Here is a 13,915-nt window from a genome sequence, read left to right on the forward strand (position 1 = left end):
ATCGGCCGCATGCAGCGGCTTTCCGGACTCGACGCCAGTTTTCTCTATCTCGAAACACCGACTCAGCCGATGCACGTGTGCGGCGTACTGGAACTAGACACCACGACTATTCCTGGTGGCTACTCGTTCGAGAAACTGCGAGCGAAGCTGATCGAACGGGTCGAGGGCATCTCCTCATTCACCGAGAAGCTCGCCGACAGCCGCCTAAACCTGGACCACCCGGTGTGGGTCGACGATGACGACTTCGACATCGATCGGCACCTGCACCACGTCGGTCTGCCCGCGCCGGGCGGCAAGGCTGAGATCTCCGATATGTGTGGGCATATCGCGTCATTGCCCTTGGATCGTGCCCGGCCGCTGTGGGAAATGTGGGTCATCGAGACCGGCGACACCAATCGGCTCGTGGTCATGACCAAGATGCATCACGCCTCCGTCGACGGCGTCACCGGCGCCAACCTGATGTCGGCGCTGTGCGGTCTGGGACCCGATGCCCAGGCGCCCGAACCCGCGCCGGGGGTCGGCGGCGCCAACAGCCTCGAGATCGCGATCACCGGTGCCATCAAGTGGGCGTCGCGGCCGCTGAAGTTCGCCAAGCTGCTGCCCTCGACCATCGGAGTCATCCCGGCCTGGCTGGAGCGCTCCAAACGCGGTGAGGCCATGACGGCACCGTTCTCGGCGCCGCGCACCTCGTTCAACTCCACGATCACCAGCCGCCGCAACGTCGGCTACGCCCAACTGGATCTGGAAGACGTGCGCGCGGTCAAGAACCACTTCGGCGTCAAGGTCAACGACGTCGTGATGGCCATCTGTGCCGGTGCTCTGCGCAAGTACCTGGACGACCGCGGAGAGCTTCCTGACAGCTCGCTGGTGGCCATGGTTCCGGTCTCGGTGCACGAGAAGTCCGACCGCCCGGGCCGCAACCAGGTGTCGGGCATGTTCTCCCGGCTGGAGACCAACGTGGACGACCCTGTCGAACGCCTCAACGCGATCTCCGAGGCCAACACGGTGGCCAAGGAGCACACCGCGGTATTGGGCGCGACGCTGCTGCAGGACTGGAGCCAGTTCGCGGCGCCCGCCGTGTTCGGCACCGCGATGCGTGTCTATTCGCGCATCCGGCTGGCCGACCGCCATCCGGTGATCCACAACCTGGTGGTGTCCAACGTGCCGGGACCCCAAGTGCCGCTGTACTTCTTGGGTGCCCAGGTGGTCGGTATGTATCCGTTGGGCCCGATTTTCCACGGTGCCGCACTCACCGTCACGGTGATGTCGCTGGACGGGAAACTCAACGTCGGCCTGATTTCCTGCCCCGATCTGATGCCCGACCTTTCCACCCTGACCGACGATTTCGGCGTGGCGCTGCAGGAGCTGAAGGCTCGGATCTAGTCTCTTCTGGCACCATGGCTGAATGATGTTTCGTGGTCGGCGGGTTGCTGCCGTATTGGCTCTTGCCTCGGTAGTAGCCGTCGTCTCTGGTTGTGTGCGGTCGGTAGAAGGTCAGGCCATGGCGGCTCAGCCGTCGGAAACCACCCTCAGTTGGGGGGACTGTGACGGCTTCACCCCGGAAAACACCACGGTGCCGGCGAGCACCGTGTGCTCGGAACTCGAGGTGCCCGTCGACTACGCCAAGCCGGACGGGGCGAAGGCGCGGCTGGCGATCATCAAGTACCCGGCCAAGGGCAAGCGCATCGGATCGCTGCTGATGAACCCGGGCGGCCCCGGCCAATCGGGCATCGAGGCCGCGACCGCCATCGTCAAGCAGGTACCCAAGGACATCCGTGACAGCTTCGACTTCATCGGATTCGATCCGCGTGGTGTCGGGTCGTCCACGCCGGCCGTCGAGTGCAACTCCGACCAGGACGTGGATCGCCTGCGCGCGCAGAACGACACCGACTACAGCCCTGAGGGCGTCGCACGCATGGAGCAGGACTCCAAGGACTTCGTGAAGCGCTGCGTCGACAAGGTGGGGCTGGAGTTCCTCGCCAATGTCGGCACCGTGAACGTCGCCAAGGATATGGACCGGCTCCGTGCCGCTCTCGGCGACGAGAAGCTGACCTATCTGGGCTACTCGTACGGCACCCGGATCGGTACCACGTATGCCGAGCAGTTCCCGCAGAACGTGCGGGCACTCATCCTCGACGGGGTGATCGACCCCAACGCCGATCCCACCCAGGCAGATATCGACCAGATCGCCGGGTTCCAAAAGGCTTTCGACAACTACGCGGCCGACTGCGCCAAGAGCCCGAGCTGCCCGCTGGGGACCGATCCGGCTCAGGCGACCGCGCGCTATCGGGCGATGATCGATCCGTTGGTCGATCACCCGGCCAAGACCAAGGACGGCCGTGGCCTGTCCCACGGCGACGCCATCATCGGAACCATCATGGTGATGTACTCGCCCACATTGTGGGAGGCGTTCACCAAGGCGCTGCGTCAGCTCAGCGAGGGCTCCGGCGACATCCTGCAGCTGCTCGCCGATGCGTATATGAAGCGCGATGAAGACGGCCACTACAGCCACGCGCAGGACGCGCAGACCGCCATCAACTGTGTCGACGAACCGCCGGAGACCGACCGTGCCAAGGCCGTCGAGAAGGACCGCCGTATCCGTGAGGTGGCACCGTTCCAGGACTACGGCCAATTCACCGGGAACGCACCGCTGGGAGTGTGTGCGTTCTGGCCGGTACCGCCGACGAGCAAGCCGCACCCCATCAACGTGCCCGGTCTGCCCAAACTGCTGGTGGTCTCCACCACCTTCGATCCGGCTACCCCGTACCAGGCAGGCGTTGAGCTGGCCAAACAGCTGGGCGGAGGCCTGCTGACCTACGAGGGGACCAAGCACACCATCGTGTTTGACGGGAATCAGTGCGTCGACAAAGCGGCGGAGACATATCTCATCAAGGTCACGACTCCGGCTGAAGGCGCCCGCTGCTGATCCCTTTTGGCGTCCGACATGGCACGATGTGGCCCATGATGCGGATGCGCCGGGCGTTGCCGGTGATTCTTTTGGTGTTCTCGGCTGCGTTCTCGGCGGGCCCCGTCATCCCGGCGGTCGCCGTTCCGTTGCCGGCGCCGAGCCCGTCGCTGCAGGCGTTCTACGACCAGAAGGTGGTCTGGGGCGGTTGCGACGGCTTTGTCAGCGACACCAGCCGCATCCCGACAGCGCGGTGCGCCAAGGTGAAGGTGCCCGTCAGCTACGACAAGCTGATGGGCACGGTCGCCGAGCTGGCCGTGCTCAAGGTGCCCGCCTCCGGTAAGCGCATCGGCGCACTGTTGGTCAACCCGGGCGGCCCCGGTGGATCGGGTGTGGACCTGGCGGCCGGTATGGGCGCCAAGCTCGGTGACGCCACGATCGGGCAGAGCTTCGACATCGTCGGATTCGACCCGCGCGGTGTCGGCGGCTCGACACCCACCCTGCGGTGCCGCACCGATGCCGAATTCGATGCCTTCCGCAAGGAACCGCTGGCCGACTACAGCCAGGCCGGAGTCGCCCACATCGAGGACGTGTACCGCCAATACGTCAACGAATGCGCGCAGCGGATGGGGCTGGACTTTCTCGCCAATGCCGGAACCGCCTCGGCGGCAAGGGATATGGACATCATCAGGGCGGCAGTCGGCGACAGCAAGCTGAACTACCTGGGCTACTCCTACGGCACCGAGCTGGGCACCCAGTACGCCGAGTACTTCCCGCAGAATGTGCGCACGATGGTCCTGGACGGTGCGATCGACCCGACCATCGACCCCGTCGAGTCCAACGTGCGGCAGATGACCGGATTCCAGGTGGCGTTCAACGACTACGCCGCCGACTGTGCCAAGGATCCCAAGTGCCCGTTGGGGACCGACCCCTCGCAGGCCGTGAAGCGTTTCCACCAGCTGATCGATCCGTTGGTGGCCAAGCCCGCGAAGACCAATGATCCACGCGGCCTGAGCTACCAGGACGCCATCACCGGCACCATCCAGGCGATGTACACGCCGCGGTACTGGAAGTACCTCACCTCCGGGCTGGCAGGACTGGTCGACGGCAGCGGACCCGATGACCTGCTGTGGCTGGCGGACCAGTATCAGGAGCGTGACGATCAGGGGCGCTACGACAACCTGCAGGACGCCTTCAACTCGATTCGGTGCGTCGACGGGCCGACCCCGAGGGATTCCGCGCCCTGGGTAGCCGCCGACAAACGACTGCGCGAACAGGCGCCGTTCTCGAGCTACGGCACCTTCACCGGCTACGCCCCGCGTGATTTGTGCGCCTTCTGGCCGGTAGCCCCGACCTCATCCCCGCACACCCCGTCGACTCCGGGACTGCCGCCGGTGGTGGTCATCTCCACGACCCACGACCCCGCTACCCCCTATGAAGCGGGAGTGGCACTGGCACAGCAATTGAACGGATCGCTCATCAGCTACGAGGGCACCCAGCACACCGTCGCGTTCAACGGCGAGGCATGCGTCGACGAAGCGGTCACGCGCTACTTCGTGGACGACATCGTGCCCCCTAGGGACTTGCGGTGCTGAGCATCCGTGCTCGTCTAGGCCGGATGTAATAGCCTCTGACCATGGATCGTCAGAAGGAATTCGTGCTGCGCACGCTGGAAGAACGAGATATCCGTTTCGTCCGGCTGTGGTTCACCGATGTGCTCGGTTACCTCAAGAGCGTGTCGATCGCACCCGCCGAACTCGAGGGCGCGTTCGAGGAGGGCATCGGCTTCGACGGTTCGTCCATCGAGGGCTTCGCCCGCGTGTCCGAATCGGACACCGTTGCGCACCCCGATCCGTCGACGTTCCAGGTGCTGCCCTGGACCACCAGCGCCGGTAAGCACCACTCGGCGCGCATGTTCTGCGATATCAAGCTGCCGGACGGATCGCCGTCCTGGTCGGACCCGCGGCATGTGCTGCGCCGTCAGCTCGCCAAGGCAAGCGATTTGGGCTTCTCCTGCTACGTACACCCGGAGATCGAGTTCTTCCTGCTGAAGAACATGCCCGATGACGGGTCGGCGCCCATTCCGGCCGATGACGCCGGATATTTCGACCAGGCCGTGCACGAGGCGGCACCGAACTTCCGCCGCCACGCCATCGACGCGCTCGAATCCATGGGCATCTCCGTGGAATTCAGCCACCACGAGGGCGCGCCCGGCCAGCAGGAGATCGACCTGCGCTACGCCGACGCGCTGTCCATGGCCGACAACGTGATGACCTTCCGTAACGTCGTCAAGGAAGTCGCGATCATCGACGGGGTGCATGCCACCTTCATGCCCAAGCCGTTCAGCGATCACCCCGGCAGTGCGATGCACACCCACATGAGCCTGTTCGAGGGCGATACCAACGCCTTCCACAACCCCGACGATCCGCTGCAGCTGTCCACCGTAGGCAAGTCGTTCATCGCCGGAATCCTGGAGCACGCCAACGAGATCAGTGCCGTCACCAATCAGTGGGTGAACTCCTACAAGCGGCTGGTGCAGGGCGGCGAGGCCCCCACGGCGGCATCCTGGGGCGCGGCCAACCGCTCGGCGCTGGTGCGGGTTCCGATGTACACGCCCAACAAGTCGTCCTCACGCCGCATCGAGGTGCGCAGCCCCGACTCGGCCTGCAACCCGTACCTGACCTACGCCGTGCTGCTGGCCGCCGGACTGCGCGGCGTGGAACAGGGCTACACGCTGGGGCCCGAGGCCGAGGATGATGTCTGGGGCCTGACCCGGGCCGAGCGTCAAGCCATGGGCTACAAGGAACTGCCCAGCACCCTGGAGAACGCGCTCCTTGCCATGGAGCGTTCCGAGCTGGTGGCAGAAGCCTTGGGGGAGCATGTCTTCGACTTCTTCCTCCGTAACAAGCGGGCCGAGTGGGCGCGTTACCGAAGCAATGTGACCCCGTTCGAGCTGCGGGCCTACTTGGGTCTCTGAGGTGACTCGAGCCTCCACCGAGCGTTCGAAGGTTCCCAGTGTCGGGCGGCTGGGGCTCGTTGATGCGCGGGCCGCGTCTCTGCTCGAAGAGCTGGGTTGGACCACCGAGGCGCACGTCCCGTTGTTGTGGTCGTTGTCGAGGTCACCCGACGCGGATGCCGCGCTGCTGACCCTGATCCGGCTGCACGAGGAGATGGGCGCCGACTGGGCTGTGCTGGACCGCGAGCTCAGCGCCGACACCGCCCTGCGCGGGCGGCTGCTCTCGGTGATCGGGTCTTCGCTGGCGCTCGGCGATCACCTGGTCGCCCATCCCGCCCGTTGGCAGCTGTTGGTGGGGGATATCGAGCTTGAGTCCAAAGAGGCTCTGCAAGAACGCTTCTTGACGGCTGTTGGTGCGGCAGGGGGGCGTGCCTCGGTATCCGAGGGCGCGGCGATCTCGGCGTTGCGCGACGCGTACCGAGACCGGCTGCTGGTGCTCGCCGCACTCGATCTGGCCGCTACCGTGGAGAACGAACCGGTGCTGCCGTTCCCCGTGGTGGGCCAGCACCTGGCGGATCTGGCCGATGCCGCGCTGACGGCGGCACTGTCCGTCGCGGTATCGCTGGTGGTTCCGGAGGGGCAGGACCCGCCCCGGCTCGCGGTCATCGCGATGGGAAAATGTGGTGCGCGCGAACTCAATTACGTCAGCGACGTCGACGTCATCTTTGTGGCGCAGGAGGCCGATTCGCTGACCACCCGCGTCGCCGGGGAGATGATGCGCATCGGCTCGAGCACCTTCTTCGAGGTGGACGCGGCGCTGCGCCCGGAGGGCAAGGCGGGCGCGCTGGTGCGCACTCTGGATTCTCATGTGGCCTACTACCGGCGCTGGGCCAAGACCTGGGAGTTCCAGGCCCTGCTGAAGGCGCGGCCCGCCGTCGGCGATCCGGAGCTGGGCCAGGCATACCTGGACGCCCTCATGCCGATGGTGTGGGCCGCCTGCGAGCGTGATGATTTCGTGCCGGAAGTACAGGCCATGCGCCGCCGGGTGGAATCGCTGGTGCCGGCAGACCTGCGCGAGCGCGAGATCAAACTGGGCACCGGTGGGCTGCGTGACGTCGAATTCGCGGTACAGCTGCTGCAGTTGGTGCATGGCCGGGCCGATGAGTCGCTGCATGTCGCCTCGACGGTGGACGCGTTGGCGGCGTTGTCCACCGGGGGATACATCGGGCGCGACGACGGTGCGAATCTGACTGCCTCGTATGAGTTCTTGCGTCTACTGGAGCACCGGTTGCAGTTGCAGCGACTCAAGCGCACGCACACCCTGCCCGCGCCGGAAGACACCGAGGCCATGCGCTGGCTGGCCCGGGCCGCGCACGTGCGTCCCGACGGGCAGAACGACGCGGTCGGGGTGCTGCGCGCCGAGATCAAGCGACAGGCGGTGCGGGTGTCGCGCCTGCACACCAAGTTGTTCTACCAACCGCTGCTGGAGTCGGTCACCGAGTTCGACAAGGAGGCGTTGGGGCTGTCCAACGAGGCGGCGGTGCGTCAGCTCGCGGCCCTGGGCTACCAACAGCCGCAGCATGCACTCAGTCACCTGTCGGCGTTGACCAAGGAGGGCGGGCGCCGCGGACGCATCCAAACAATTTTGCTGCCAACGCTTTTGGATTGGCTGGCGGATACCCCCGACCCGGATGCCGGACTGCTGGCCTATCGCCGGGTGAGTGAGGCGCTGGTCGACCAGACCTGGTACCTGCGCACGTTGCGTGACGAGGGTGCGGTGGCCAAGCGGCTCATGCTGATCCTGGGCACCTCGGCCTACGTGCCGGACCTCATCATGCGGGCGCCCGAGGTGATTCAGCTGTACGCCGACGGGCCCAATGGGCCCAAACTCCTTGAGGCGGAGCCAGTCTCGGTAGCGGGGGCGCTGATCGCGTCCTCGGCGCGGCACACCGATCCGGAGCGTGCGATCGGGGCGGCACGATCGTTGCGGCGCCGGGAGCTGGCGCGGGTGGCCTCGGCGGATCTGCTGGGTCTGCTGGACGTGGTCGATGTCTGCGGCGCGCTGACCTCGGTGTGGGCCGCGGTGCTGCAGGCCGCCCTGGATGCGCTGATCAAGGGCAGCGTTCCCGAGGGCGAAGAGGCTCCGGCAAGCATCGCCGTCATCGGGATGGGGCGTCTGGGGGGCGGCGAGCTGGGCTATGGCTCCGATGCCGATGTCCTGTATGTGTGCGAGGCGCGCGGTGGTGCCACCGACGACGAGGCCGTCCGCTGGTCGGCCACGATCGCCGAGAAGCTGGGCAAGCTGCTCGGTGCTCCGAGCACCGACCCGCCGCTGCAGGTCGACACCGGTCTGCGTCCCGAGGGGCGCAACGGGCCGATGGTGCGCACCCTGACGGCCTACGAGACCTATTACGCCCAATGGGCGCAGCCGTGGGAAGTGCAGGCGCTGCTGCGCGCGCACAGCGTCGCCGGAGATGCGGACCTGGGTCTGCGGTTCCTGCACATGATCGACAAGACGCGATACCCCGCCGGTGGCATCGCCCTGGATGCGGTGCGCGAGATTCGCCGGATCAAGGCGCGGGTGGATGCCGAGCGGCTGCCACGCGGCGCTGACCCGAACACCAACACCAAGCTGGGCCGTGGCGGGCTGGCCGATGTGGAGTGGACCGTGCAGCTGCTGCAGCTGCGCCACGCCCACGAACATCCGTCTCTGCACAGCACCTCGACCCTGCAGACGCTGGCGGCCGCAGCGCAGGCCGGGCTCATCGAGGCCGAGGATGCCGAGCTGCTGCGTCAGGCGTGGCTGACCGCCACCAACGCGCGCAACGCATTGGTGCTGGCGCGGGGTAAGCCCACCGACCAGCTGCCCGGACCCGGCCGGCTACTCAACACGGTGGCCGCGGCCGCCGGCTGGCCGGACAACGACGGCGGTGAGTTTCTGGACAACTATCTGCGGGTCACCAGGCGCGCGAAAGCGGTCGTGCAGCGGGTGTTCGGGGAGTAGCTTCGTGCGGGTCACGGTCCCTTTTCGCGGATCCACATCCCTCAAGGAGCGGCTATGAAGTACACATCGATCGTCGTGGGTCTCGGTGTTGTCGCCGGTACCCTTGGCGTGGCGGCACCCGCCTACTCCAAGCCGGGTGATTGCACCGTCTCCGAGGAAGCGCGGCTCGATGCGGTGGAGGCGACCAAACGCGCGGAATACCTGGAGCGCCATCCCGACGTCAACACCGGGATAAGCGATGCACTCAAGAACACGCCCGGCGACGGCGGTGCCAAGCACGAGGCCGTGCAGGCGTATCTCAATGCCAATCCAGCGGCCAAGGCTGACCTGGATGCGATCCGCCAGCCGGTGCAGGACTTCAAAAACCGCTGCTGGCCCGGGGAGTAGGGGCCGCCGAACTACATAGAGGTAGTTTTCGCCGCGCTTCTCATGGTTTCTTAACGTTCGAGCCATGACCGTCCAACCAACGCTCGATAGCGTCCCGGACGGGCCGGCACCTCGTCGGCTGTAACGCTGAACAAGGAGTTACTCCATGAAGTTCACCTCTGCTGTCCTCAGCGGTGTCGTCGGTACCGGTGCAGTCGCCAGCGCCCTGGCATTCGCAGGCGCCGCGGGTGCGGCTCCCGGCCAGTGCACTGCCGCCGAGTTCGCCCGTACCCACTCGACAGTGTCGAGCCAGGTCGCGAGCTACCTGGACAAGAACCCGACCATCAACGACGGCATCACCAAGGCCGCCAAGGGTGCCCCCGAGGGCGAGCGTCGCGAAGCCATCAAGACCTACCTGGATGGCCAGCCCGCCGCCAAGGCCGAGCTCGACAAGATCCGTCAGCCGCTCACGAGCCTGAAGAGCAGCTGTGGCGCGGACACCGATGACGCGGCCCCGGCCGCCCCGGCCGCCCCGGCCGGACTGGTTGGCCAGCCGGCACAGCCCGCCACCGAGAACGCCCCCGCTGAGCAGCCGCAGCAGCCGTGGAACCCCTTCGCGCCGCAGCAGCAGCCCGCGCAGGACGTCGCGGAGAACGCCGGCACCCAGCCGGCCGCCCCGGCCAAGCCGGCCTCGCCCGCCGTCACCGCGGTGGTCGATCAGCAGGACGCCTAACACCTCTCTCAGACGGGCGGCTTAGCCTTAAGCAGCGATGACTCAGGAAAATGCCGCCCGTCACAAGGTGTTGATGGTCGATGACGACCCGGACGTCCGGAACTCGGTAGCCCGTGGGCTACGCCACTCGGGTTTCGACGTTCGGGTCGCTATCGATGGCCGCGATGCACTGACCCAGCTCGCGGCCGATGAGCCCGACGCCCTGGTGCTCGATGTGCAGATGCCCGAGCTGGACGGCGTGGCGGTGGTTACCGCATTGCGGGCCCTGGGTAATGACATTCCGATCTGCGTACTGAGCGCACGTGACACCGTCAACGACCGGATCGCCGGCCTGGAGGCCGGTGCCGACGACTACCTGACGAAACCTTTCGACCTCGGCGAGTTGGTGGCACGCCTGCGCGCCCTGCTGCGCCGTCGTGGCGCCGGCGGCGGTGGTCTTGCGACCTCTGCCATCACCGTGGGGCAGGTGACGGTCGACGTGGCCCGTCGGCTGGTTTTCAGTAACGGAGAGCGCGTCGAGTTGAGCAAGCGCGAGTTCGATCTGCTGGTGGTGCTGGCCGAGAACACCGGTGTGGTGCTGAGCCGCACCCGGTTGCTGGAACTGGTGTGGGGCTACGACTTTGACGTCGAGACCAATGTGGCCGACGTCTTCGTGAGCTATCTGCGCCGCAAGCTGGAAAACGGGGGAGCCTCACGAGTCATCCATACCGTCAGAGGTGTGGGATACGTGATGAGGGAAGAGGCGTGAAACGCTCACTGTCGCTGCGTACCCGGGTCGCGGTCGCGGCCTTCCTGGCCGCGGGCCTGGTGGTCGCGCTCATCGGCATCGTGGCCGGTCTCGCGCTGGTGCGCAACGACACCCGACAGCTTGACCGGCGCCTGGACATGCTGACGGATGCGGTTCAGGCCACCACCCGTCATGGCGAGACCACCTTCGTGTTGACGGTTCGGGACTCCAAGAGCGGAGGCCTGGTGATCTTCCGGGGTGTCGAACTGCCGCGGCTGCCGTTGGGGACGGGGAATGTGACCGTCGGCGACGTGAACTACCGGGTGCGGACCATCGAGAATCCGGAAGAGCAGACCGTGATTTCACTGGGTACACGGTCGGACACGGTGTTGGTCAACCACCGGGGAATCCCGGTCTTCATCGCGCTGGGTGTGCTGTCGATGCTGTTGGCCGGAGGCTTCGCGTGGCTGTTCGCGGGCCGGGCGGTGCGACCACTACACCAACTCACCGATCAGACCCGGCAACTCGACACCGACGGTCTGCATGTCGCGGCGGTACGCGGCGCACGGGAATCCGAAGAACTTGCCGACGCCATGGCCGCCATGCTCGGGCGTGTCTCGGCAGCACAGTCAGAGACCACCAAATCCCTTCTGGCGGCCCGCGATTTCGCGGCCAGCGCCGCCCATGAGCTACGCACGCCGCTCACCGCGATGCGCGCCGACCTGGACACGCTGCGCGCACATGACCTTTCGAATGAGGAACGCACCGAGGTCATCGGCGACCTGCAGCGCGCGCAGCGCCGCGTCGAAGCCACCATCACCGCACTCGGTCAGCTCGCGTCGGGTGATCTCGCCCGCGCAGAAGATCGTGAACTGGTGGACATCGCCGATCTGCTGGACCGGGTGGCAGCGGATGCGTCGATGCACCGCGCCGACATGCCGGAGATCACCGTCAACACCGATGACGGGGGCGTGGTGCTGGGCTGGCCCGATGGGCTGCGGCTGGCGGTGGACAACCTGGTGCGTAACGCCATCAACCACGGCAACGCCAAACATGTTGTGCTGAGCGCGAATCGGGTCGATAGTCGACTGGTGATCGAGGTCGACGACGATGGCACCGGCCTTCCTGAGTCCGATCGGGAGCGGGTGCTCGGGCGGTTCGAACGTGGCCCCGGTGCCAAGCCCGGCGGGCTGGGGCTGGGTCTGGCGCTCGTCGCGCAGCAGGCCGCGCTGCACGGGGGAGATGTGGTGCTGTCGGAAAGTCCGCTGGGTGGGCTGCGGGCAACGCTGACGATTCTGGCCGAATAGAACCTGCGACTAGTTCTTGCGCGACCCGTACTTGACGAGCCAGTCGCGGGCCTCGTCGGGAAGGCTCCCCGCCGTCTCGGCGGCCCTGCACCAACGCCGCACCATCTTGACCATGTTGGCGGGGTTGTAGGCGTCCTCCTGCTGCGACCACAGCCCGTTCCCGGCATAGTGCAGCACGGTCAGGTTGGGTTCGCCCCAATGCTGGCCGTCGCCCGGATCGCTCATCACGTTATCGATTTCGCAAACCACCCAACCCTTTTCGGGGTCGAAGACAGTCCAGGTGGCGGGCAGGCTCGGCATGTGGTTGCCGGGGAACTCCGCCATCACCGCCGTGATGTACTGCCGAATTGCCTCCTTACCGTGCAGGTGGCCCACTACGTGTTCGATGTAGAGGGCGTCGTCGGTGTACATCTCGGCGTAGGGGTTCCAGTCGCCGGTCTCGATACAGCGATGGACGGTGGCCTGGTGTTGCGCGAACGCTTCCTCGAGTTCGGCGCGGCTAAACGACGGCATGGGTAAAAGAGTGCCATAAGGTACCGTCCCTGAGGTGCGTGGACGGACCGCCGTGGGGGCGTTGGGTTGGCTGCTGGCCGTCGTTGCCATCTTGGCGATCGTGTCGCGCTGGGCGCGATCCAGTTGGTCGCCCCTGATCGGACTGACCGCCGGCTGGCCGGTTACCTGTCTGCTGATGATCCTGGGGCTGTTGCTGTTCCTTTCGGTGCGGCAGTGGTGGGGGGTGCTGACGGCGACCGTGGTGATCGCGTTGCAGGTGCTGGCCATCGCACCGCTGTACCTGGCAGACACCCATCCGCAGGGGACAACCGTCACCGTGCTGCAGACCAATCTGCGTTTCGGTGCCGGTGACGCCGGGGCAGTGGTGGCCGCGATCCACGAGCACGACGTGGACGTGGTGACGGTCGACGAACTCACCCCGGAGGCCCGAGTGAAACTCGTTGCCGCGGGTATTGATTCAGTGCTCCCGTATTCGTACACCGTTGCTGAGCCGAAAGCCGCCGGCACCGGTATCTGGAGTCGGTATCCGTTGACCCCGGTGCATCAGGACGACCAGAGCTTCGCCATGCGGCAGATCTGGGCGGAAGCCGAAATCCCTGGTGTGGGGCCGGTGATGCTCGTCGCCGTGCACACCCGCCCGCCGGAGAAGGATATGAGTTCGCCGGGCTGGCTCACCGAGCTGGACACCATCGGCCGTCAGTTGCAAGCACTACGCCCGGACGTGAAAGTCATTGTCGGTGGTGACTTTAACGCCACCTACGATCACTTCGTGTTCCGGCAGATCCTCACCGGCGGCTTCGCCGATGCCGTGGATCAGGCCGGGGCCGGCTGGCTGCCGACGTGGCGTGAGGGGCGCTGGTACACCCGGCTGATCGGGATCGATCACGTACTGACCCGCGGGGCCGCCGCCACCTCGGTGACCACCCAGGAGATCTACGGCACCGACCACCGGGCGCTCATCGCCACGGTGGTTGTGCCTAACTCTTCTTGAGCGCCGCGTCGATCGACAGCGATCCACCACCGGTAAACACCAGCAGGAAGAAGGCCCAGCAGAACAGGACGGCCAGTTCGCCGTTGTTCTCAATGGGAAGCAGTCCAGCGGACTGGTGCTGGGTGAAATACGCGAACGCCATCGTGCCGGAGGCCAGGAACGCCGCGATGCGGGTCCCGGCGCCGAACAGAATCGCGACACCGGTGAGGAACTCGATGGCGCCCGCCCACCAGCCCAGCGACCACGACTCCACCGGGGGCATCGAGGCCAGGTCGGGCCAGCGGAACAGGATGGCGGTGCCGTGCACGGTGAACAGGAACCCGAAGACGATACGGAACAACGACAGGACAACGGGTGTGGCGCCGTCGAGCTTGGCGACTGAGCTGGAGGTGCTGGAAGAGGCCATGGCCAGG

12 protein-coding genes are annotated in these 13,915 nt (G+C 66.2%); 10 read left to right on the plus strand and 2 right to left on the minus strand.

All coding sequences use genetic code 11. The features are described 5' to 3' along the window. Window positions 1–9: 9 nt before the first annotated feature. The 9 genes from AOT87_RS05745 to AOT87_RS05785 all read left to right on the plus strand — a co-directional run bounded on the left by AOT87_RS05745 (window position 10) and on the right by AOT87_RS05785 (window position 11,998). Entirely contained in the window at window positions 10–1,383 is a 1,374-nt protein-coding gene (locus tag AOT87_RS05745; RefSeq protein WP_057969179.1) for a wax ester/triacylglycerol synthase family O-acyltransferase, read from the plus strand. A 25-nt stretch (window positions 1,384–1,408) separates the two neighbouring features. Continuing rightward, window positions 1,409–2,926, plus strand: coding sequence for an alpha/beta hydrolase (locus AOT87_RS05750; RefSeq protein WP_044104654.1), 1,518 nt, complete (start codon window positions 1,409–1,411; stop codon window positions 2,924–2,926). Between the two features lie 35 nt (window positions 2,927–2,961). Then, a complete protein-coding gene (locus AOT87_RS05755) occupies window positions 2,962–4,500 on the plus strand; it encodes an alpha/beta hydrolase (protein ID WP_057969178.1) in 1,539 nt (512 codons plus the stop codon). A gap of 41 nt (window positions 4,501–4,541) precedes the next feature. Further along, a complete protein-coding gene (gene glnA, locus AOT87_RS05760; RefSeq protein WP_057969177.1) occupies window positions 4,542–5,882 on the plus strand; it encodes a type I glutamate--ammonia ligase in 1,341 nt (446 codons plus the stop codon). A 1-nt stretch (window position 5,883) separates the two neighbouring features. Beyond that, on the plus strand, window positions 5,884–8,865 hold the full coding sequence (locus AOT87_RS05765; RefSeq protein WP_057969176.1) for a bifunctional [glutamine synthetase] adenylyltransferase/[glutamine synthetase]-adenylyl-L-tyrosine phosphorylase: 2,982 nt from the start codon (window positions 5,884–5,886) through the stop codon (window positions 8,863–8,865). A 54-nt stretch (window positions 8,866–8,919) separates the two neighbouring features. Then, window positions 8,920–9,252 carry a hemophore-related protein gene (locus tag AOT87_RS05770; RefSeq protein ID WP_057969175.1) on the plus strand — a complete coding sequence of 111 codons (333 nt, stop codon included), beginning with the start codon at window positions 8,920–8,922 and terminating at the stop codon, window positions 9,250–9,252. Window positions 9,253–9,397: 145 nt separating this feature from the next. Further along, window positions 9,398–9,964 carry a hemophore-related protein gene (locus tag AOT87_RS05775; protein ID WP_057969174.1) on the plus strand — a complete coding sequence of 189 codons (567 nt, stop codon included), beginning with the start codon at window positions 9,398–9,400 and terminating at the stop codon, window positions 9,962–9,964. A 37-nt stretch (window positions 9,965–10,001) separates the two neighbouring features. Continuing rightward, window positions 10,002–10,712, plus strand: coding sequence for a response regulator transcription factor (locus tag AOT87_RS05780; protein WP_057969173.1), 711 nt, complete (start codon window positions 10,002–10,004; stop codon window positions 10,710–10,712). Further along, on the plus strand, window positions 10,709–11,998 hold the full coding sequence (locus tag AOT87_RS05785) for a HAMP domain-containing sensor histidine kinase (RefSeq protein WP_057969172.1): 1,290 nt from the start codon (window positions 10,709–10,711) through the stop codon (window positions 11,996–11,998). The genes AOT87_RS05780 and AOT87_RS05785 overlap by 4 nt, the downstream gene beginning before the upstream one ends. A gap of 9 nt (window positions 11,999–12,007) precedes the next feature. On the opposite strand, the gene AOT87_RS05790 is transcribed toward AOT87_RS05785, so the two are convergent. Next, complete coding sequence (locus AOT87_RS05790; protein ID WP_057969171.1) at window positions 12,008–12,511, minus strand: nuclear transport factor 2 family protein; 504 nt, start codon at window positions 12,509–12,511, stop codon at window positions 12,008–12,010. A 52-nt stretch (window positions 12,512–12,563) separates the two neighbouring features. On the opposite strand from AOT87_RS05790, the gene AOT87_RS05795 reads away from it, so the two are divergent. Continuing rightward, complete coding sequence (locus AOT87_RS05795; protein WP_057969170.1) at window positions 12,564–13,502, plus strand: endonuclease/exonuclease/phosphatase family protein; 939 nt, start codon at window positions 12,564–12,566, stop codon at window positions 13,500–13,502. Here the strand turns inward: AOT87_RS05795 and AOT87_RS05800 are convergent. Next, complete coding sequence (locus tag AOT87_RS05800; protein WP_030095426.1) at window positions 13,489–13,908, minus strand: DoxX family protein; 420 nt, start codon at window positions 13,906–13,908, stop codon at window positions 13,489–13,491. The two genes, AOT87_RS05795 and AOT87_RS05800, sit on opposite strands and share 14 nt — an antisense overlap. Window positions 13,909–13,915: the final 7 nt, after the last annotated feature.

It is taken from the genome of Mycobacteroides sp. H003, from assembly GCF_001440135.1.
GTDB lineage: Bacteria > Actinomycetota > Actinomycetes > Mycobacteriales > Mycobacteriaceae > Mycobacterium > Mycobacterium gwanakae.